General features: G+C 73.5%; 20 protein-coding genes. 7 read left to right on the forward strand and 13 right to left on the reverse strand.

What is annotated here, in order from left to right; genetic code table 11:
• Nucleotides 1–194 precede the first annotated feature (194 nt).
• From FB470_RS23080 to FB470_RS23095, 4 genes are all read right to left on the reverse strand, one after another.
• Nucleotides 195–1,157 (reverse strand): hypothetical protein, encoded by a 963-nt coding sequence (locus tag FB470_RS23080; RefSeq protein WP_306994725.1) that lies wholly within the window; start codon nucleotides 1,155–1,157, stop codon nucleotides 195–197.
• Between the two features lie 72 nt (nucleotides 1,158–1,229).
• Nucleotides 1,230–2,615, reverse strand: a complete 1,386-nt coding sequence (locus tag FB470_RS23085) for a vWA domain-containing protein (protein WP_306994727.1) — start codon at nucleotides 2,613–2,615, stop codon at nucleotides 1,230–1,232.
• Nucleotides 2,612–3,487 (reverse strand): AAA family ATPase, encoded by an 876-nt coding sequence (locus FB470_RS23090; RefSeq protein ID WP_306994728.1) that lies wholly within the window; start codon nucleotides 3,485–3,487, stop codon nucleotides 2,612–2,614. The genes FB470_RS23085 and FB470_RS23090 overlap by 4 nt, the downstream gene beginning before the upstream one ends.
• 107 nt (nucleotides 3,488–3,594) lie before the next feature.
• Entirely contained in the window at nucleotides 3,595–4,347 is a 753-nt protein-coding gene (locus tag FB470_RS23095; RefSeq protein ID WP_306994730.1) for a maleylpyruvate isomerase family mycothiol-dependent enzyme, read from the reverse strand.
• 311 nt (nucleotides 4,348–4,658) lie between these two features.
• On the opposite strand from FB470_RS23095, the gene FB470_RS23100 reads away from it, so the two are divergent.
• The gene (locus tag FB470_RS23100; protein ID WP_306994732.1) at nucleotides 4,659–5,036 is read left to right on the forward strand and encodes an STAS domain-containing protein; all 378 of its coding nucleotides are present in this window, start codon (nucleotides 4,659–4,661) and stop codon (nucleotides 5,034–5,036) included.
• A gap of 8 nt (nucleotides 5,037–5,044) precedes the next feature.
• Here the strand turns inward: FB470_RS23100 and FB470_RS23105 are convergent, their stop codons facing one another.
• Complete coding sequence (locus FB470_RS23105) at nucleotides 5,045–5,758, reverse strand: TetR/AcrR family transcriptional regulator (RefSeq protein ID WP_306994734.1); 714 nt, start codon at nucleotides 5,756–5,758, stop codon at nucleotides 5,045–5,047.
• A gap of 70 nt (nucleotides 5,759–5,828) precedes the next feature.
• Here FB470_RS23105 and FB470_RS23110 point away from each other — a divergent pair, with 70 nt between their 5' ends.
• Both FB470_RS23110 and FB470_RS23115 read left to right on the forward strand, forming a co-directional pair.
• A complete protein-coding gene (locus FB470_RS23110; RefSeq protein ID WP_306994735.1) occupies nucleotides 5,829–7,349 on the forward strand; it encodes an FAD-dependent monooxygenase in 1,521 nt (506 codons plus the stop codon).
• A gap of 85 nt (nucleotides 7,350–7,434) precedes the next feature.
• A complete protein-coding gene (locus tag FB470_RS23115) occupies nucleotides 7,435–7,989 on the forward strand; it encodes a winged helix-turn-helix domain-containing protein (protein ID WP_306994737.1) in 555 nt (184 codons plus the stop codon).
• A 14-nt stretch (nucleotides 7,990–8,003) separates the two neighbouring features.
• Here the strand turns inward: FB470_RS23115 and FB470_RS23120 are convergent, their stop codons facing one another.
• Genes FB470_RS23120 through FB470_RS23145 form a run of 6 tightly spaced genes read right to left on the reverse strand, consistent with a single transcriptional unit; the run spans nucleotide 8,004 to nucleotide 14,090 of the window.
• Nucleotides 8,004–9,149, reverse strand: a complete 1,146-nt coding sequence (locus tag FB470_RS23120; protein WP_370876536.1) for a M20 family metallopeptidase — start codon at nucleotides 9,147–9,149, stop codon at nucleotides 8,004–8,006.
• A complete protein-coding gene (locus tag FB470_RS23125; RefSeq protein ID WP_306994739.1) occupies nucleotides 9,146–10,147 on the reverse strand; it encodes a ketopantoate reductase family protein in 1,002 nt (333 codons plus the stop codon). Before FB470_RS23125 ends, FB470_RS23120 begins: the two co-directional genes overlap by 4 nt.
• Nucleotides 10,140–10,904, reverse strand: coding sequence for an SDR family NAD(P)-dependent oxidoreductase (locus FB470_RS23130; RefSeq protein WP_306994740.1), 765 nt, complete (start codon nucleotides 10,902–10,904; stop codon nucleotides 10,140–10,142). The genes FB470_RS23125 and FB470_RS23130 overlap by 8 nt, the downstream gene beginning before the upstream one ends.
• Nucleotides 10,904–12,190 carry an MFS transporter gene (locus FB470_RS23135; protein WP_306994742.1) on the reverse strand — a complete coding sequence of 429 codons (1,287 nt, stop codon included), beginning with the start codon at nucleotides 12,188–12,190 and terminating at the stop codon, nucleotides 10,904–10,906. Before FB470_RS23135 ends, FB470_RS23130 begins: the two co-directional genes overlap by 1 nt.
• Nucleotides 12,187–13,086 (reverse strand): polysaccharide deacetylase family protein, encoded by a 900-nt coding sequence (locus FB470_RS23140; protein WP_306994744.1) that lies wholly within the window; start codon nucleotides 13,084–13,086, stop codon nucleotides 12,187–12,189. The genes FB470_RS23135 and FB470_RS23140 overlap by 4 nt, the downstream gene beginning before the upstream one ends.
• The gene (locus tag FB470_RS23145; RefSeq protein WP_306994746.1) at nucleotides 13,083–14,090 is read right to left on the reverse strand and encodes an Lrp/AsnC family transcriptional regulator; all 1,008 of its coding nucleotides are present in this window, start codon (nucleotides 14,088–14,090) and stop codon (nucleotides 13,083–13,085) included. Before FB470_RS23145 ends, FB470_RS23140 begins: the two co-directional genes overlap by 4 nt.
• A 198-nt stretch (nucleotides 14,091–14,288) precedes the next feature.
• Between FB470_RS23145 and FB470_RS23150 the strand changes: the two genes are divergently transcribed.
• Both FB470_RS23150 and FB470_RS23155 read left to right on the forward strand, forming a co-directional pair.
• Nucleotides 14,289–14,669 carry an STAS domain-containing protein gene (locus FB470_RS23150; protein ID WP_306994748.1) on the forward strand — a complete coding sequence of 127 codons (381 nt, stop codon included), beginning with the start codon at nucleotides 14,289–14,291 and terminating at the stop codon, nucleotides 14,667–14,669.
• Nucleotides 14,670–14,745: 76 nt separating this feature from the next.
• Entirely contained in the window at nucleotides 14,746–15,585 is an 840-nt protein-coding gene (locus FB470_RS23155) for an SAM-dependent methyltransferase (protein WP_306994750.1), read from the forward strand.
• A 219-nt stretch (nucleotides 15,586–15,804) separates the two neighbouring features.
• Here the strand turns inward: FB470_RS23155 and FB470_RS23160 are convergent, their stop codons facing one another.
• Together FB470_RS23160 and FB470_RS35990 are read right to left on the reverse strand one after the other, a co-directional pair.
• Entirely contained in the window at nucleotides 15,805–15,975 is a 171-nt protein-coding gene (locus FB470_RS23160) for a hypothetical protein (RefSeq protein WP_306994752.1), read from the reverse strand.
• A 28-nt stretch (nucleotides 15,976–16,003) separates the two neighbouring features.
• Nucleotides 16,004–16,747 carry an IclR family transcriptional regulator gene (locus FB470_RS35990; protein ID WP_306994754.1) on the reverse strand — a complete coding sequence of 248 codons (744 nt, stop codon included), beginning with the start codon at nucleotides 16,745–16,747 and terminating at the stop codon, nucleotides 16,004–16,006.
• A gap of 106 nt (nucleotides 16,748–16,853) precedes the next feature.
• Here FB470_RS35990 and FB470_RS23170 point away from each other — a divergent pair, with 106 nt between their 5' ends.
• Both FB470_RS23170 and dhaL read left to right on the forward strand, forming a co-directional pair.
• On the forward strand, nucleotides 16,854–17,852 hold the full coding sequence (locus FB470_RS23170; protein WP_306994755.1) for a dihydroxyacetone kinase subunit DhaK: 999 nt from the start codon (nucleotides 16,854–16,856) through the stop codon (nucleotides 17,850–17,852).
• Nucleotides 17,853–17,863: 11 nt separating this feature from the next.
• Nucleotides 17,864–18,463, forward strand: coding sequence for a dihydroxyacetone kinase subunit DhaL (dhaL, locus tag FB470_RS23175; protein WP_306994756.1), 600 nt, complete (start codon nucleotides 17,864–17,866; stop codon nucleotides 18,461–18,463).
• Nucleotides 18,464–18,967: the final 504 nt, after the last annotated feature.

An 18,967-nucleotide genomic window follows, 5' to 3' on the forward strand; every position in this document is an offset into this window, starting at 1 on the left:
TCCTGAGAACTGTTGATGACCTGCCAGTAACGCGCCCCGCTTTCGCCTCGATTCACTGGTAAGGCCCGCGCGGAGGGTGGGCGTGACACCTCCGGCAATGCCGTCTTGCCCGGCGCTCGAACTCCCCCTCGGAGCGTTGCGGCAGGCGAGTGGCCCCCGAGCGCGGACTCCCAACTGCCCCGCGCTCGGGGGCCCTATTCGTAGACCACGTACGACGGCCGCGGCGTCAACGCGAGCACCTGTTCGGGCGACATCAGGTGCTGACCGTTGCGCGTGTCTTCCTGGTAGAAGAGCTTGAACCCGGCGTTGACGAACGAGGGACGGCGCTTCATCACCATGTCCCAGGTGGCCTTCTTCGCCTCGGGGCTGCCGATGCCGTCCACGACGTTGATCACGGCGACCCCGTTGTGCCGCCTCAGGCCCTGGATGTCCTCGACCACCGACACGGCGACCTGGTGGTAGACCATGATCTTCTCCGGCAGTCCCCGGCGCGCGACGAGCGACGCGAGGTAGGCGGCCACGCCGTCCAGCTCCTGGCCGGTGGTGCGGCCGAACGCCTCGCCCGGCTCCACACCCGGTTCCACGGCCCACTCCGGATCGAGCGCGACGCCGACGTCCGGTTCGGTCAGCCACCGTTCGTAGGCCTGGACCTCGGGCAGGAAGTCCGCGCGGCCCGGCTGGATGTTGAGCAGCAACTGCCCGCCCAGCGCCCGCGCCTGGTCCAGGTAGCGCTGGATCGTGCTGTCGTTCGCGCGGCTGCGGTACATGCCGTCCGGACCCGGCGCCGGGTTCACCGTGGTCGCGATCAGTTCGACGACCGGGACGACCGGCCGGTCCTTCGGGTAGGTGCCGATCAGCTCACGCAGCTGCGCGGACGCCTCCCGCAGATCCCCGGTCATGCGGCCCAGCGCCGGGCTGCCGGGCGCGCCGCAGTAGCCGACCAGCAGGTGGTCGGAGACCACGCTGTGCGCCGTCACCTGGGCCGGGATCTTGCGCAGCCCGGCCGCCGGCGCGTCCAGCCGGGGCTGCGCCGGATGTCCGGAAAACGTGGGCACGGAAAAGAAACCGCCACCGCCGCACGCCGTCGTCGCCGCGCCCGCCAGGAGCGCGGTGAGGAACGCCCGCCTGCCCAGTCCGCCAGTCCTGTTCCCCGCCATGACCGCGGGATGCCCGGTGATTCACCGCTTACACGCAGCAGCAGGAAAATCACTGCCCGCGAAACTACTTCGTTACCCGGGCAGCAGCTCGGTGACCAGGTGCGTCAGCTGGCGGAGGTTGCGGCACTCGTGCATCGGCACCACTCGGCCGTACTCGAGGGCGGCGGAATCACCGGTGCCCCAGGAGGAGCGGGCCTCCGGGTTGAGCCAGTACACGTGCTTGGCCCGGTCGGCGATCCGGCGCACCGCGTCCAGGTTCGGATCGCCGCCGTTGGTGCGGCCGTCACCCAGGATCAGGACCGAGGTGCGGGGGCCGATCGCGTCGGGCCACCCGTCCACGAAACTCGCCAGCGACCCGCCGTAGTCGCTGCTCATGCCCCAGCGGGTGAGCTTCGCCCGGGTCAGGATGCGCCGCGCGAGCCCCTCCGGGTCGGCCGCGCCCGCGGGGACCAGGCCGGTGATCTCGTCGGTCAGCTCGACGAACGCGAACGTGCGGATCTTGCTGAACTGGTCCGACAGCGCCTGCACCAGCAGCAGCGTGAACTGGGCGAAACCGGCGACCGACCCGGACATGTCGCACAGCAGCACCAGTTCCGGGCGGCCCGGGCGGCGGTCCCGCATCGCCGGGCGCATCGGCACCCCGCCGGTGGCCAGCGACCGCCGCAGCGTGCGGCGCAGGTCGATCTGCCCGCGCCGGGCACGACGGCGGCGGGTCGCCAGGCGTGTGGCGAGCTTGCGGGACAGCGGCTGGATCGTGCGGCGCAGCTCGGCGAGCTGGGCGCGGGTGGCGTTGGTGAAGCTGACCAGGTCGGTCTGCGGCGGCACCGCGTAGTGGGCGATGCGTTCGCGCCCGCGCAGCTCGGCCGTGCGCCGCCGCGCCTCGGCCTGCACCGCCTCGCGGTAGCGCGTGATGCGGGACCGCGCCTCGGTGCGCGCGACCGCGTCGCCGAAGGCGCCGGTGTCGGTGCGGATCGCGGCGAGCACCCGGTTCAGCAGCGCCTCCGGCCGGACCCGGTCCAGCGCCTGGTAGGCCGACCAGCCGCGCATCCCGCCCGCCCCACCGCCACCGGAACCGCCCTGGCCGAAGTTGCCGTAGCGGCCGAACTCCTCGACCGCGGCCGCGGCCAGCGACCGCAGCCGCGCCTCGTCGCCCTCGGCGAGCGCGGCCACCAGGGCCTCCCGCAGCTCGGCGGCGTCCAGCGGCTTGTCCGCCGACTCGGCGGCGCCGACGGCGACCGGGAAGTACAGGTCGAACAGCGCGTCGAAGGTCGCCCGCTGACCCGAACGGCGCAGGACGGTCGCGGCCAGCGCCGCCCGCAGTTGCTCGCGGTCGGCGAGCCCGAGCACGTCCACCGCGGCGGCCGCGTCGACCGTCTCGCCGGGGCCGACCGGGATGCCGTGCTCGCGCAGGGAGCCGACGAACTCCACCAGCCGCCCGGGCAGCGCGGACGCGGTCATGACAGGAGCGTGTCGAGCCGCAGCTCCGCCGCGGCCTTCCGGTGGTCGCTCTGGTACTTGAGGATCACGCCGAGGCTGGTCTCGACCACCTGCTCGTCGAGCGTGTCGGCGCCGAGCGCGAGCAGCGTGCGGGCCCAGTCGACCGTCTCGGCGATCGAGGGGGCCTTGCGCAGCTCCATCGTGCGCAGCGCGCCGACCACGCGCACCACCGAGTCGGCCAGCGTGGCGTCCAGACCGGGCACCTTGAGGGCGACGATGTCCCGTTCCAGCTCGGGCGAGGGGAAATCCAGGTGCAGGAACAGGCAGCGCCGCTTGAGCGCCTCCGACAGCTCGCGCGTGGCGTTGGAGGTGAGCAGCACGAACGGGCGGCGCTGCGCGGTGATCGTGCCCAGCTCGGGGACCGTCACCTGGAAGTCGCCCAGGACCTCCAGCAGCAGGCCCTCCATCTCGACGTCGGCCTTGTCGGTCTCGTCGATCAGCAGGACGGTCGGGTCCGGGTTGCGGATCGCCTTCAGCAGCGGCCGGGGGAGCAGGAACTCCTCGCTGAACACCTCGTCGCGGGCCTGGTCCCAGCCCTCGTCGCGGCCGGCGGTGATGCGCAGCAGCTGCTTGGCGTGGTTCCACTCGTAGAGCGCGCGGGCCTCGTCGATGCCCTCGTAGCACTGCAGCCGGACCAGGTCGCTGCCGGTGGCCTGCGCCAGCGCACGGGCCAGCTCGGTCTTGCCGACGCCCGCCGGGCCCTCGACCAGCAGCGGCTTGCCCAGGCGATCGGCGAGGAAGACGGTGGTGGCCACGGCGGTCGACGCCAGGTAACCGGCCCCGGCCAGGCGCTCGACGACCTCGTCCACCGAGCCGAACAACGGCTCCTGCATCGGCCACTCCTCTTCCGCGGTGCGTAACCCTCCCATTCTGGACTTCCGAACCGCGTTCGGTCGCCGGGATCGTGCGCAAGGTCACCCGCGCCGCGCGGAACCGGAGGTCACCGGGTGCAGGCGGCCAGCACCCGGCGCAGCACCGCGGCCTCACCGGTGACCTCCAGCGGGTGCGCCGTGCCCCGGCCCCACAGCCACAGGTACACGTCCGGCGCGTCGCCGGCGACCCGCCCGTCCGCGGCCCCGGCCGCTTCGCGGAGCACGTCCGGATCGCCCTCCCCGTCGGGCATCCGCACCGTCCACACGCGACCCGGGCACCGCACCTGGATCACCTCGCCCCGGCCGGTGACTGTGACGGCGGGCCCCGGGGCGGGCCGGTTCGGTTCCGCCAGCCACAACGTCAGGACCTCGTCCACCCCGTCGGCCGCCAGCACCGGGTCGACCACCGGTGGCATGCCCAGCGCCTGCTCCAGGTCCACCCGGTGCACGGTGAACTCGTGCGCCATCCGGCGCCGCCAGAACCCGAACGTGCGGTCGGCGGGGGACCAGGTCTGGCACGGGAAGCTGGGCGGCCTGCTGGCGAGGCTGCGGAACAGGCCGTCGGCCGCCGCCCGGAACCACTCCAGCGCGTCCTGCCCCGCGGAGGGTTCCCGCTCCCACTCCAGCGGCGGCGTCTGGGTGTCCACCCACGCGGTGACCCGGTGGGCGACGCCGCCGAGGTGCTCCACGAGCGTGCCGGTCGTCCACCCCGGACAGGCCGGGACCGGGAGATCCGGGTCGGCCGGAGTGGCGAGGACCCCGATCCCGTGGATCTCGGCGCGCAGCGTGTCGAGGAGGAACGGCTGATCGGGCTTGGTCATGACCCGGCCGAAGATACCGGCCGGCCGATGGACGCGGGGGACGGATTCACTCCGAAGTGGACGTTTCAGGACCGGGTGTCACAGCGGTCGCCGGGCGGCGGTCACCGCACCGTCGCCACCCGGACGTCCTCCGGGCCCGGCGCGCGACCGCCGGCGGCCCGGGCCGCGGGCGCAGGGCCGTGCCAGGCCGCTCCGGCGGCCGGAACAGCTCCTCGAGACTGGTGGTGTGCGCCCCGCCGGGTACGCTGGGTTGGAAGCGGTGCGGAACAGCAGCCGCTCACCCAGTGCGCCCGAAGGGCAGGCGAGCGCGCATGACTCATGCCTCGCACGTCCCCGACGAACCGACCGGACTGCCCCGATCCGCGGCACTCACCGTCCACGCCCGCTGGCCGGACCGGCGGGTCGCGGTCCTCGCGGTCGCCGGCGAACTGGACCTGGCCACCGCGCCCCGCTTGGAGGCCGCGCTGCGCCGCCTCGCGGCCCGCCGCCCGCGGCTGGTCGTCATCGACCTGACCGGCGTGGTGTTCCTCGGCTCCTCCGGCCTGGCGGTGCTCACCGCGGCCGGCACGCTCGGCGTCGTGCTGCGCATCGTCGCGCCCGGGTCGCTGGGCCGCATCTTCGCGCTCACCGCGCTGGACAAGGTCCTGCACCTCCACGACACCGTCGAAGAGGCGCTGGCCGCGGGCTGAGCCGGGGGTCACGAGGCGCGCAACGCCGCCTCGATCCCGGTGAGCAGGCAGTCCAGGCCGAATTCGAAGCGCGCCGCGGGGTCGGGGTCGCCGGCCTCCAGCACCCGGCGGTTGAAGTGCGGGTACCGGCCGGACTCGACCACCTGGCGCACGTAGGCGCCCACCCAGTCGCGCCACTCGTCCTCGGTCATCCCGGTGCGGCGCTGCACCTCCAGCTCGGCCAGCTCGGCCGACACCGCGCCCAGCACGTGCGTGTTGATCGCGTTCACCACCATCGAGGCCAGGGTCGGATCGTCCGTCACCCGGGACACGATGCCCAGCTCGTGGTCGGCGCGGGCGATCACGTTGGGTCCGAGCGCGGGCCGTCGGGCCGCCTGCACGGCGAGCCACGGGTGCCGCAGCAGCACGCCACGGTAGTGGCGGGCCACCGCGGCCAGCTCGTCGCGCCAGCCGCCCGTGGCCTCCGGCAGCGGCTCCGCGCCGAAGATCGCGTCCACCATCAGCTCGATCAGCTCGTCCTTGCTCGCCACGTACCGGTAGAGGGACGTGGTGCCCGAGCCCATCTCGCTCGCGATGCGGCGCATCGACAGCGCGTCGAGGCCTTCGGCGTCGGCGAGCGCGATGGCCGTCCGGACGATCTTGTCCTCGGTGACGACCGGACGGGTGCGGGTGGTCCGGTCGCGCATCCAGACGGCGGTGGGCGGGTTCTTCGAGGGCGGCATGGGCACACCGTACTTCTCGGGTACAGTGTGCCCAGTAGTGGGAACGCTGTTCCCAGGGAGGAGAGCGCACATGCCGGACGTGGTGATCGCCGGTGGCGGGTCGGTCGGCCTGGCCACCGCCGTGTTCCTCGCGCACCACGGGGTGCGCGCCCACGTGGTCGAGCGCCGGGCGGGTCTGTCCGAGCATCCGCGGGCGCTCGGGATCAGCCCGCGCACGCTGGAGTTCTTCCGCGAGACCGGGCTGGGCGAGTCGCTGGAGGCCGTCGCGGTCCGCTCGACGGCGATGTGGAAGGCGAACGCCCGCACCGTGGCGGAGATCGACCGTGACCGCGCGCCCCGCCGCCCCCCGCTGGTGGTGCCGGAGGTGTCGCCGGAGATGCCGCGCGGGCACTACCCGCAGGACCGGCTCGACGCCGTCCTCCTGCCGGCCGCGCGGGAGCGGGGCGCGACGGTGGAGTTCGGGGTCGCCGTCACCGGCGTGGAGCAGGACCCCGACGGGGTGTCGGTGGCGTTGTCGGACGGGCGGGTGCTGCGCACCCGGTACCTGGTCGGGGCGGACGGGGTGAACACCGCGGTGCGGCCCGCGCTCGGCATCGGCACGACCGGGCCCGGCGAGGTGGGGGACCCGGTGCTGAACATCCTGTTCGAAGCCGACCTCGACGCGCGTTTCGGCCTGATGCCGGCGATGACCGAGATCCGGCACCCGGACGTCCGCGGGATGCTGATGAGCGTCGGCGAGCGTCGGTGGGTGCTGCACACCGGGGCGCCGGGGACGCCGGAGGAGCTGGTGCGCACGGCGATCGGCGCCGACGTGCCGGTGACGGTGATCGCCGCCAAGTGGTGGCGGGCGACGCTGCGGATGGCCGAGGAGTTCCGTGCCGGGCGGGCGTTCCTGGTGGGGGACGCGGCGCGGGCGATCACGCCGCTGGGGGCGTTCGGGCTCAACACCGGCCTGGCCGACGCGCACAACCTGGCGTGGAAGCTGGCGATGGTGCTCGCCGGGCGGGCCGGCGAGCGGCTGCTGGACACCTACCACGACGAGCGGCACGCGGTGGCCGAGCTCGTGACGCGGCAGGCGGTGCTGCGGTGGCGGAACCCGCGGCTGCACTGGGACCCCTCGGCGGTGGCCGAGCGCGCGGCGGTGGGTGCGTGGCACGCGCCGGTGGTCGCGATGGGCTACCGGTACGACTCCGCGGCGGTGATCGACGCGGTCGTCGACATGCCGTCCACAGAGGACGTTCTGCTGTCGCTGGACGGCGCCGCGGGGTCCCGGTTGCCGCACCGGTGGGTGTCGGCCGCGGTATCCACACTGGACCTGGTGCGGTCGCGGTTCACGGTGTTCGCGGCGGAGGCGGACTGGGCCGAGGTGGACTGGGCCGACGCGGCGGACAAGGCGGGAGCACGGCTGGGGTTGACGGTGGGGACGGCCCTGGTCGCCGACCCCGGGTGGCCGGCGCAGGTCGGGCTGTCCGCGGGCGGCGCGCTGCTGGTGCGGCCGGACGGGTTCGTCGCGTGGCGCTCACCGGTGCCGGTGCCGGAGCCGGACGCCGTGCTGGAGTCGGTGCTGGCGCGTGTCACCGGGTTGCGTTGATCCGGCCCGCCACGACGACGACCGTCGGCGCGCGCCGCCGTGCGCGCGGGGTGGGCGCCACTGGTCTTGCGTGGGACACTGGGGCATGCTCTTCGACCGGAGGGCGATCGAGGGACTTGCCGACGGCAGCGTCACGGTGGCCTTCCGCCGGTGGGACGCGCCGCGCGTGCGCCCCGGTTCGCGCATGCGCACCGCGGCCGGGGTGGTCGAGGTGACCTCGGTCGAGGAGGTCGGTTCCGTCACCGACGAGGACGCCCGCGCGGCGGGTGCCGCCTCCGCGGCCGAGGTGGCGGGCCGCGGGACCGGGCGGCTCTACCGCATCGGTCTGCGTGTCGTGGGCCCGGACCCGCGCGTGGCGCTGCGCTCGTCGGCCGACCTGAGCGACGACGACCGCGCCGGGATCGGCGCCGCGCTGTGGCGGCTGGACCGCGTGGCGGAGGTGCCGTGGACGGGCGCGCTGCTGCGGCTGATCGCCGAGAACGAGGCGGTGCGGGCGGCCGACCTGGCCGACCGGGTGGGCCTGCCCAGGGACGTGTTCAAACGCCGCGTGCGCCGGCTCAAGGAGCTCGGGCTCACGGAGAGCCTGGACATCGGATACCGGATATCGCCACGAGGTCGCGCCTTCCTCGCTGGTGGCTGATCCCGCTCGCGCGCTCAGGCCAGCGCGTGCAGCACCGCCGCGGCCAGGGCGCTTCGTTCCAGCATGCCGTCGATGCTGATGTGCTCGTGCCGGGCGTGCGCGCCGTCGCCGACCGCGCCGAAGCCGTCGAGCACCGGGATGTCCAGCGCGGCCACGAAGTTGCCGTCGCTGGCGCCGCCCACCGCGCATTCCCGCAGCGTCACACCCAGCTCCGCGGCGAGGTCCCGGGCCAGCCCGAACAACCGCGCGATCCCCGCGGACCGCTCCATCACCGGCCGGTTCCAACCGCCCTCGACCGACACCGTCGCCCGCGGGTCGGCCGCTCCCAGCCCGGCCAGCGCGGCCTCCACCCGCGCCGCCTCCGCCGCGCTGGACACCCGCACGTCGACCTCGCCCGAGGCGGCCCCGGCGATCACGTTGCCCCGCGACCCGCCGGAAATCACCCCCACGTTCACCGTCGTGCCCGCGCCGTGATCGGTCAGCCCGTGCAGCGTCAGCACCATCCGCGCGATCTCGTCCACCGCGCTGGCGCCCTTGCCCGGGTCGAGCCCGGCGTGCGCCTCGACCCCCGTCGCGCTGATCCGGTATATCCCCACGCCCTTGCGGGCGGTCTTCAGCGCGCCGTCGGCCGCCGCCTCGAACACCAGCGCCGCCTGGACACCCGACGCCGACGCCTCGATCACCGGCCGCGACACCGGGCTGCCGATCTCCTCGTCGCCGTTGAGCACCAGCCGCACCGGCGGCCGCGGCAACCCGGCCGCCTCCAGCGCCCGCAGCGCCCACACCGCCTGCACCAGCCCGGACTTCATGTCGAACACACCCGGACCGGTCGCCCGGTCACCGTCCACGGTGAACGGCCAGCCGGCGAGCGTCCCCTGTGGCCACACCGTGTCGTAGTGGCACAGCAGCAACACCGGCGCGGCACCCGAACCCGGGTAGTCGTACACCCGCACGTCGCCGAAGCGGCCGCCCTCGGTGACCTGCACCGACGACGGCTCACCCAGCCGCGCCCGCAGCCAGCCGTCCAACCAGGACAGTCCGGCCTCGAGCAGCAACCGGTCGGTGCTCGGGGTCTCCAGGTCGACGTACCGGCCCAGGTCGTCGACCATCTCCTCGCGGTGTGCCCGCACCCACTCGTGCAACGCCCGGACGTCGCTCACAGCATCCGCTCCAGTTCCCTCAGGTGATCCTCCGACATGAGCCTGCGTCCGGCCTCGACGTCGCGCAAGAGCGCGAGCATCGCCGTCAGCAGCGGCACACCCACGCCCCGGGAAGCGGCCTCGGCGAGCACCGGCCGGTAGTGGTGGTGCACCTCGACCGGGCGGTGCCGCACCGCGATGTCCCGCCAGATGCCGCTGCGGTCCTTCGGCTGGCTCCGCAGCCACGCCACCAGCCGGTCCGTCGCCGCCTCCCGCGCCGCGACCGGCGCCGCCGGCAGGTACGCGGCCGGGTCGAACTGGTCGAACGGCTCCAGGACCCGGTCACCCGCGACGGCCAGCACCTCCGCCGTGATCGCGTGCATGAGCGGCCGGTGGGCGTCGATCAAGTCCGCCATCGGCGCGTCGGCCAGCGCGGTCGTGGTCAGCATCGCCCCGAAGCCCAGCTTCGACCACAGGAAGCCCTCGACGTTGGCCGTCGCCTTCGCCGGGCCCCACGCCTGCAGGTCCGCCACGATCCGCTCGACCCGCGGCGTGATCCGCCCGTCGGGTTCGCCGACCACCAGGGCGCCGGCGCCACCGTCCCGGATCACGCCCGGCGCGACCACGTCGGCGAACAGGTTCACGAACGCCCCGACGGTCCGCTGCGCGCCCACCACCGAAGCGATCGTGGACTCGTTCAACCCGTTCTGCAGCGACACCACGAACCCGTCCGGCGCCAGCCGCGGCGCGAGCCACGGCAGCACGTGCTCGGTCGCCTGCGCCTTCACCGCGAGCAGCACCCGGCTCAGCCGCGCCGGTGCCTCGTCGGGGGAAAACGCTTCCACGACCACGCGAGCGTCGCCGTCCGCGCCGCGCAGCACCAGACCGTGCCGGCGGATCGCGGCGACGTGCGCGGCATCGGTATCGACGATCCGCACCGGGTGCCCGGCGCGGGCCAGGTGGAACCCCAGCGTGCCGCCGATCGCCCCACCCCCGACGATCGTGTACGGCTCAGACATGAACGCTCCCTTCCTGGACGGCGGTGGTGCCGTCCCAGTGCAACGGCAGCCCGGGCGCCCCGGCGGTCGACCCGCCGTCCACGCGCAGCACGGCGCCGGTGATCCACGAGGCCTGCTCACCGGCGAGCCAGTGCACCGCCTCGGCGATGTCGCCGGGCAGCCCGCGCCGCCCCAGCGGGTTGACCGACACCGCGGCCGCGTACTCCTCGGTGACCGGGTTCGCCGCACTGTCGACGGTGACGAAACCGGGACTGACCGCGTTGACGCGGATCCCGTGCGGACCGAGCTCGACCGCGCAGGCCTTGGTCAGCATCTCCAGCGCGGCCTTGGACGTCGCGTAGTGCGCGGCACCCGGCCGGGCGCGGGTCGCGGCACCCGACGAGATGTTCACCACCACGCCACCGCGACCCGCCGCGACACACCGCCGTCCGAATGCGACGGTCGTCAGCATGGCCGCGCGGACGTTGACGTCCTGCACCCGGTCCCAGGTGGACGCCGTCATCTCCAGCAGGGGAGTGGCCGGGTAGATCCCGGCGGCGTTCACCAGGACATCGACGGCACCGGCGTCATCCACGAGCGACGACGCGAACGCGGCATCGGCCAGATCGCCCGCGAACCAGGCGGCGTCCAGTTCGGCGGCCCGCTCGGCGAGCCGCGGACCGTCCACGTCGGCCAGGGTCAGGCGGTCACCGCGGAACCGTCCGGCGATCGCGGCGCCGATCCCGCCGGCGGCGCCGGTGACGAGCACGTGCCGCACTACAGCTCCTTCCCCTTGGTCTCGGGCATCGTGGCGTAGACGGCGACACCGATCACCGCCGCGATCGCCACGTACAGCCACACCAGGTGACCGAGGCCGCCGGCGTTCATCCACGTCGTCACGTACGGCGCGGTCCCCCCGAAGATCGCGACCGCCAGCGCGTAGGGCAGCCCGATCCCGGTCGTGCGGACCTCGGCGGGGAACTGCTCGGCCATGATGACGGCGCAGTTGGCCGAGTACCCGACGATCAGCACCATGCCGACGATCTCGATGAGCAGCAACGTCCAGAAGTCGTCGGCCAGGAAGTGGAACGCGGGCCACGAGAAGAGCAGGAAGCCGGCGGCGAACGCGGTCATCGTGGGTTTGCGCCCGATCCGGTCGGACAGCAGCCCGCCGAAGGGCAGCAGGACCAGGAACACCACGATCGCGAGTGTGTTGGCCAGCAGCGCGGTGCGCAGCGGCATCCCGGTCGCGAGGTGGGCGTAGGTGGGCATGTAGGTGACCCACACGTAGTAGATGAGCGTGCCGGCGATGGTCACCCCGGCCACCCGCAGGGCCGCCTTCGGGTGGTCCCGGAACATGGCGGCCAGCGGGTTGCGGCGCGGCCGGTCCTTGATCCGGGTGAACGCCTCGGTCTCGTGCACCGAACGCCGCAGCCACAGCCCGACCAGGCCGAGCAGCCCGGCGATCGCGAACGCCAGACGCCAGCCCCAGCCCTGCAGCTGCGCTTCCGACAACGTCGAGTTCAGCACCGTCCCCAGCAGCGAGGCGATCAGCGCGCCCGCGCCGACCGACACCTGCTGCCACGAACCGGCGAACGCCCGCCGTCCGCGGGCGGCCGACTCGATCAGGAACGCCGAGGACGAGCCGAACTCGCCACCGGCGGAGAACCCCTGCACCAGCCGGGCGAGCAGCAGCACCAGCGGCGCCAGCACACCGACCTTCGCATACGTCGGGCACACCGCGATCACCAGGGAGGCGCCGGCCATCAGCGAGATGGTGAGCGTCAGGCCCTTCTTGCGGCCGTGCCGGTCGGCGTACGCGCCGAGCACGGCGCCGCCGATCGGCCGCATCACGAACCCGACCGCGAACACGGCCAAAGCGGACAGCAGCGCGGTGGTTTCGTTGCCCGGCGTGAAGAACTGCCTGGCGAACACCGGGGCGAACGTCGCGTAGACGGCCCAGTCGACCCATTCGACGGTGTTGCCGATGGCGCCGGCGACGATCGCCTTGCGCTGGGCGGCGGAGAGCCGGTGGTCCTGTGTGGACACGGCCTGGGTGGTCATGGCGTCTCCTGCTCGGCGAGGACGTGGGCGACGACCTGGGCGTGGGTGGCGAACCAGACGCCGTCGTGGCCGCTGATGTGGTCCAGCAGTTCGGTGAGGACGGCCATCCGCGAGCGGTGGCCGATGATGTGCGGGTGCAGGGTGAGCTGGAACAGCCCGCCTTCGGCGTAGGCGGCGTCGAACTCGTCGCGCCAGATGGACAGCACCCCGCGCGGCGGCGTGTACGGGCGCAGTGACGCGAAGCGGTCCATCATGAAGTACGGGGCGTCGTCGCGGATCCACTCCACCGGCAGCTCGACCACGCCGGTGGGCTCGCCGTCGGCCAGCAGTTCGTAGCAGTCGTCGTCGGCCATCAGCGACGAGTCGTAGGCCAGGCCCAGCTCGCGGGTGATCGCCAGGGTGTCGGCGGAGAAGTCCCACGACGGCGTGCGGATGCCGGCCGGACGCGTGCCGGCCAGTCTCTCCAGCGTGTCGGCAGCGCGGAAGGCCAGGTCGCGCTCGGCGCCCGGGGGCAGCGACGTGTTGCGCTCGTGGATCCACCCGTGCAGCGCGACCTCGTGCCCGCCATCCACATAGGACTTGATCTCGCCGTCGTGCAGCAGCGCCGACACCGCGGGCATGAAGAACGTGGCGGGTGCGGAGATCCGCTCGAGCAGGCGCAGGATCCGCGGCACACCGACCCGCGCGCCGTACTCGCCCTGGGCGAGCTTGCCGGGCAACGTCTCGCCGTCGCGCAGCGCGGGCGTCTCGTGGTCGGAGTCGAACGACAACGCGACGGCCACGCGCGCGCCGCCCGGCCACGACGACGGCCGCAGCGACCGTCCGGCCCGGACCCGGCCGACGTGGCCCCGCCACGTCGATTCGTCCCACTGCCACGGGGAAAGCTGGTCGGTCACACGTCCTCCAGGATGGTTCGGGGGGTGGGGGTCCAGGCGCGCTTGAGGGTCGACACCTGCAACGTGACGTCGGCGGCCTGCAGGCCGGGCAGTGCGCCCACGACGTCGGTGGTGTGGCGGTAGAGCTCCCCGTAGTGGCGCAGCACCACCTGACCGACCAGGTTGAACCGGCCGGTGGTGGCGGACAGGTAGCGCGTGCCGGGGTGGGCGGCGAGCTGCTGGCCGGCGGCGTCCAAGTGGGCCGGCAGCACCGACAGCCACAACATGAACTCGACGGTGAAGCCGAGGATGCCCGGCTCGGCGAGCGTGCGGAAGCGCAGGCAGCCGCGCTTGACCAGCGAGTCCACGCGGCGCGCCGCGGTCGACTCGCTGCTGCCGACCTGGCGGGACAGCTCCTTGAACGACATGCGGCCGTCCTCGCCGAGCGCGGCGATGATGGCCAGGTCCAGCTCGTCGAGCTTCTCCGGCGGCTGCTCCCACAGCTGTTCCTCGAACGGCCGCACGTCGGGCCCGCGCAGCCCGGCCACCGCGTCCGGGCCGAGCACGCCGGAGTCCCAGTCGTGGTTGGACGTGAAGGTCCGCATCACGGCGAGCGTCTCGGTCTCCAGCACGTTGTCGCCGCCCGGCAGTCCGTCCAGCTGGATCCGCGCCACATCGGAGTGCGTCGGCAGCACCAGTTCGGCGGTGAGGTCCGCGCTGCCGGTGAGCACGCTCGCGTAGCGGGTCTCGGGGCGGGCCGCGACGGCCTCGGCGACCGCGCCCGCCGTGCCGGGGCGGCAGCGGAACCGCACCAGCACCGGCACCCCGAGCCCGCAGCGCAGCACGTCCACGACGCCGATCACCCGCACCTGCCCGCTCTCGGTGAGCTGGGCGGCGCGGCGCAGCACCGTCGACTCGCTGGTGCCCGTGTGGCGGGCGATCGCACCCCAGGACGCCCGGCCGTTGAGCTGCAGCGCCGCGACGATCCGGCGATCCAGTTCCCGTCCTTTGACGTCTTCCTGCATGAGAAGGATCGTCGGTGCAGGAAATCGTCATGTCAAGAGAAGATGTGCGGGAAATCTGCGCGTACCTGATGGTCCGCGCGTGGCCGGCGAGGCTCTCGAGGCCAGGAACGCCTGGTCAGGACGTTGCGCAGGTGGACACCCCGCAGGTCGCGTGGTAGGACAACCGCACCGGACTCGTGCGCAGGGGAGGGCAGCACCATGTCGGTCAGGACCTCCGCCGACGGTCTGCTCACCGTCCGCCGCGAGACCCGCGCACCCGCGGTGGTCCTGCACGTCACCGGCGAGGTCGACTTCAGCTCGCTCGGGCACCTGCAGGAGGAGTTCAGCACCGCCGTGCTGGCGGCGTCGCCGCCCGGCCCGGTCGTGCTCGATCTCGAGGAGGTCGGCTTCTTCGGCTGGTGCGGGCTCACGATGCTGGTCAACTCCGACGACCGCTGCACCCGCAACCACACGCCGTTGCGGGTGGTCGCGGCGAGCGCGACGGTGCTGCAGCCGCTGAAGCTCGCCGGCCTGGACCGGGTGCTCCCGATCTACCCGGACGTGGGGTCCGCGCTGGCCGAGAACGCACCCGTCGCCTGAACGCGCGGGCGCTTTCACGCACCGGACGTGGAGCACTACGCTGGGTGGACCCACCCGCCCGCGAGAAGGTGTATCGATGACTTCTTCGCCCAGCCAGGTGCCCGTCGGCGTCGACCCGACACGGCCCAGCATCGCCCGCATCTACGACGGTTTCCTCGGTGGCAAGGACCACTACGAGGTCGACCGCGCGGTGATGCAGAAGATCAACGCCGCGGTCCCCGAGGCGGTCGACATCGCGCGCGGTAACCGCGGCTTCCTCAACCGCGCCTGCCGTTTCCTGGCCACGCAGACCCCGGTGACCCAGTACCTCGACTGCGGCTCCGGCCTGCCCACGGCGGAGAACACCCACCAGATCGTGCAGCGCGCCAAGCCCGAGGCGACGGTCGTCTACGTCGACAACGACCCGGTCGTCCTCGCCCACGGCCGCGCGCTGCTCGAGGAGAACGAATTCGTCCACATGACCGAGGCGGACATCTTCGAGCCACCGCAGGTCCTGAACAACGAGGTCGTGCGGCGCCACCTCGACTTCAGCGAGCCCCTCGTGCTGCTGCACGTCGGCACGCTGCACCACTTCGAGGGTGACGGGGCGGCGGACGTCATGCGCGAGTACATCGACGCGCTGCCCTCGGGGTCCTACGTGGTGTTCTCGCACTTCTTCGACCCCGGGGTGCCGGAGCTGACCGCGGTCGCGAAACGGATCGAGGACATCCTCGTCCACGGCCCGATGGGCGCCGGCCGGTTCCGCACCCGGGACGAGATCCTCGCGATGCTGCCCGGACTCGAGCTGATCAAGCCCAACGCGCTGTCCGAGCCGGGCCTGGCGGTGTGCGACGAGTGGTGGCCGGACGGCCCGCGCCTCACCCCGCTCAGCGACGCCGCCCAGTGCATCGTCGGTGTGGTCGGCCGGAAACCGTAACGCGCGCGAAAACCGGCCCGCTGGGGTGGTCGCGGATGGACGGGTTGTCCGGCACGGGCGCGATCGTGAGCTGACGCGGTCGTGCGCCGCGCGCTGCTCGCCGCCCGATTCCGCGGACCGGTGATTCGCCGGTGCGCGCCTGCCGGATGTGGCCGGTTCCCTGCATCTCTGGGTGCCGGGACACGTGCCCGTACCGAGTTCCCCGGTGACGGCGGCGGATCAGGAGTCTTCGCGCTCCTGGTCCGCCGCGTCCGCGCGGTGCTCGTCCTCCTCACCGGCGCCGCGCGGGCCGAACCCGGGCGCCGGTTCGGGAGCTCCCCGGCCGGCGTCCGCGGCGGCGATGCGCTCCTCGCCGAGGTGGGGGTCGGGTTCGAAGGGTGAGGTCGTCATGGCGGTGGGGTACCCCGGTGCCGGGCGATCACGCCCCGGCGGGCGGCCACGCCGGCGCACCCAGCTCGCGCGAGATCGCCCGCGCCGCCTCCCGGACCGCGCCCGCCACCGCGGGCCCGGCCGGCCAGTCGGTCATCGGCACGACCACGCCGATCGCCCCCGTGATGTCCGGGCCGGCGTCGAAGATCGGGGCGGCGAGGCCGCATTCGCCGATCACCGCCTCCTCGACCTCGGTCGCCAGGGCCTCGTCGCGAATGCGCCGCAGGTGGCCGGCCAGTTCGTCCGGGTCGGTCACGGTGTCCCGGGTCATGCTGCGCAGCGGCTCCGGCGCGAGGCCGGGGGACCAGGCCAGCATCGCCTTGCCGAGCGCGCTCGCGTGGGCGGGGATGACGATCCCGACCTCCGGCATCTGGCGTGAGCCGTCCGGGCGCGGCTCGTGGTGGACGATCATCACCTCGCCCGGCAGCAGCACCCCGGTCCGCACCGCGAACCCGGTGGTGCGCGCCAGCTCGGCGGCCCAGGTCAGCGCGCGGGAGCGGAGCTCGAGGGTGTCCAGGTAGACGTTGCCCAGTTTGAGCACGGCCGGCCCCAGCCGGTAGCGGGCCGAGCCGCGGTCCTGCAGCACCAGGCCGTGGGCCTGCAGGGTCTTGATGATCCCGTGCACTGTGGACGGTGCGAGCCCGAGCCGGGCCGCGATCTCGGACAGGCTCACCCGCCGCTCCGCCTGGAGCACGGCGAGCACGCGGACTGCCCGGTCGACGGACTGGATCATCGGCGTCCCTCCTGCCCGCCCGCACTTTACAACAGTCCCCCGTCGTCCTATCTTCGGACGATATTCGATAATGTCGAATGACAGTCGACGATGACGGAGGAGCGGCATGGCGGTACGTCAGCTCGTGAACGATCCGGACGAGTTCGTGCGGGAGGCGCTGGAGGGGCTCCAGCGGGCGCATCCGGACCTGGTCCGCCGGCACGAGGACCCGGCATACGTGGTCCGGGCGCGGCAGGTGGACAAGGTCGCGCTGGTCTCCGGCGGCGGGTCCGGGCACGAGCCGCTGCACACCGGTTTCGTCGGAACCGGCATGCTCGACGCCGCCGTCCCGGGCGCGGTGTTCGCCAGCCCAACCGCGTTCCAGATCCGCGCGGCCATCGGCGCGGCCGACCGCGGGCGCGGCGTGCTGCTGATCGTCAAGAACTACACCGGTGACGTGCTGAACTTCCGGATCGCCGCCGAACTGGCCGCCGACGACGGCATCGAGGTGCGGACCGTCCTCGTCGACGACGACCTCGCCACCGACGGCCAGGAGGACGGCGCGCCCGGCCGCCGCGGCACGGCCGCCGTCGTCGCGGTGGAGAAGATCTGCGGCGCGGCGGCGGAGAACGGCGCGTCCCTGGACGAGGTGGCCGCGCTGGGGGAGCGGGTCGTGTCCTCTGCCCGCACGATGGCGCTGGCGCTGGCGGCGTGCACGCAGCCGGGGCAGGACCGGCCCTCGTTCGACCTGCCCGAGGGGGAGATCGAGTTCGGGGTCGGCATCCACGGCGAGCACGGTGTCGGGCGCCGGCCCTACGCGCCGGCGCGGGAACTGGTCGCCGACCTGGCGAAACCACTGGTCGCCGCGCTCGGGCTGGACCGGGGCGACGAGGTGATCACCATCGTCAACGGGCTCGGCGCCACGCACGGCCTGGAGCTGTCGGTGGTCCACCGCGAGCTGGCCGGTTTCCTGGACGGGCTCGGCGTCCGCGTCGGGCGCGCGCTGGTCGGGTCGTACGTGACCGCGCTGGACATGCGGGGCTGCTCGATCACGCTGTTGCGCACCGACGACGAACTGACCGCCCTGTGGGACGCGCCGGTCCGCACGCCGGCCCTGACCTGGTGAAGGAGACTCTTGTGGACAGTCGCAAGTGGATCGAGCGGTTCGCCGCCGTCATCGACGAGCGCGGCGCCGAGCTGACCGAATTGGACCGCCGCGCCGGTGACGGGGACTTCGGCACCAACCTGCGCTCCGCCCTGGGCCGGGTGCGGGCGAACCTGGCCGCGGACGACCCGTCGACCCCGGACGAGGTGTTCACCGCGGTGTCGACCGCTTTCTTGAACACCGGTGGCACGAGCGGGCCGCTGTTCGGCATGTGGTTCCGCGAGTTCGCGAAGGGCCTGGGCGACGAGGTGTCGATCCGGAGCCTGGCCGCGGCGGCGGGGGAGGCCGAAGCGGTGGTGCGCCGGCTGGGCGGTGCCGAGGTCGGCCACAAGACGATGGTGGACGCGATGGTGCCGGCGGCGGAGGCCCTGGCCGCGGCGGCCTCGCGGGGCGCCGACGTGGAGACCGCGCTGAAGGAAGCCGCGGCGGCGGCCGACGCGGGGGCACGCTCGACCGCGGAGCTGCTGGCCAAGCGCGGCCGGGCGAGCTACGTCGGGGAGCACGCCCGCGGGGTCGTGGACCCGGGCGCGCTGACGGTGGCGTGGTTCTTCGAAGCCGCGACCGCCGCGTGACTCGCGCCGCTGTGGCGGCAGGGTGACTCCCGGCGCGGCGGCGGGAGTCACTGGCGCCGCTGTGGCGGCGGGGTGACTTCCGGCGCGGCGGCGCCTGCGTGACTGGCGCCGCTGTGGCGGCGGGGTGACTTCCGGCGCGGCGGCGCCTGCGTGACTGGCGCCGCTGTGGCGGCGGGGTGACTTCCGGCGCGGCGGCGGCCGTGTGAAACTCGGCAGTCGCGGCGGCCGGGTGAGACCCGGGGCGGCCGGGTGAGACCCGGCAGTCGCGGCGGCCGGTGGAGGCCCGGGGCGGCGCGGTCCAGTGGGGTGTGGCCGCGCCGCCCCGTTCTGCCTGTCCCGTTCTGCCCGCCCCGGCTGCTCAGCTGGTGACCACTCCGGTCCTGGAATGCTCCCCGAACACCCGCTTCGCGTGCTTGCGCGGCCGAGCCCAGCCGATCCCGTCCGCGCCGGCCGACGAGCGTGCCCAGCACGCGAGCTGGATCTGCGGCACGAGGTGCACGGCAG

Origin of the sequence: Amycolatopsis thermophila, from assembly GCF_030814215.1 — a bacterium.
GTDB lineage: Bacteria > Actinomycetota > Actinomycetes > Mycobacteriales > Pseudonocardiaceae > Amycolatopsis_E > Amycolatopsis_E thermophila.

Bases quoted from the DNA above. Each gene is read 5' to 3' on its own strand.
- FB470_RS23150 (WP_306994748.1), top strand. From the start codon at position 14,289: ATGTCGGTCAGGACCTCCGCCGACGGTCTGCTCACCGTCCGCCGCGAG.
- FB470_RS23080 (WP_306994725.1), bottom strand. From the start codon at position 1,157: ATGGCGGGGAACAGGACTGGCGGACTGGGCAGGCGGGCGTTCCTCACC.
- FB470_RS23160 (WP_306994752.1), bottom strand. From the start codon at position 15,975: ATGACGACCTCACCCTTCGAACCCGACCCCCACCTCGGCGAGGAGCGC.
- FB470_RS23110 (WP_306994735.1), top strand. From the start codon at position 5,829: ATGCCGGACGTGGTGATCGCCGGTGGCGGGTCGGTCGGCCTGGCCACC.
- FB470_RS35990 (WP_306994754.1), bottom strand. From the start codon at position 16,747: ATGATCCAGTCCGTCGACCGGGCAGTCCGCGTGCTCGCCGTGCTCCAG.
- FB470_RS23170 (WP_306994755.1), top strand. From the start codon at position 16,854: ATGGCGGTACGTCAGCTCGTGAACGATCCGGACGAGTTCGTGCGGGAG.
- FB470_RS23115 (WP_306994737.1), top strand. From the start codon at position 7,435: ATGCTCTTCGACCGGAGGGCGATCGAGGGACTTGCCGACGGCAGCGTC.
- FB470_RS23145 (WP_306994746.1), bottom strand. From the start codon at position 14,090: ATGCAGGAAGACGTCAAAGGACGGGAACTGGATCGCCGGATCGTCGCG.
- FB470_RS23155 (WP_306994750.1), top strand. From the start codon at position 14,746: ATGACTTCTTCGCCCAGCCAGGTGCCCGTCGGCGTCGACCCGACACGG.
- FB470_RS23105 (WP_306994734.1), bottom strand. From the start codon at position 5,758: ATGCCGCCCTCGAAGAACCCGCCCACCGCCGTCTGGATGCGCGACCGG.
- FB470_RS23090 (WP_306994728.1), bottom strand. From the start codon at position 3,487: ATGCAGGAGCCGTTGTTCGGCTCGGTGGACGAGGTCGTCGAGCGCCTG.
- FB470_RS23135 (WP_306994742.1), bottom strand. From the start codon at position 12,190: ATGACCACCCAGGCCGTGTCCACACAGGACCACCGGCTCTCCGCCGCC.
- FB470_RS23085 (WP_306994727.1), bottom strand. From the start codon at position 2,615: ATGACCGCGTCCGCGCTGCCCGGGCGGCTGGTGGAGTTCGTCGGCTCC.
- FB470_RS23095 (WP_306994730.1), bottom strand. From the start codon at position 4,347: ATGACCAAGCCCGATCAGCCGTTCCTCCTCGACACGCTGCGCGCCGAG.
- FB470_RS23100 (WP_306994732.1), top strand. From the start codon at position 4,659: ATGACTCATGCCTCGCACGTCCCCGACGAACCGACCGGACTGCCCCGA.
- FB470_RS23125 (WP_306994739.1), bottom strand. From the start codon at position 10,147: ATGTCTGAGCCGTACACGATCGTCGGGGGTGGGGCGATCGGCGGCACG.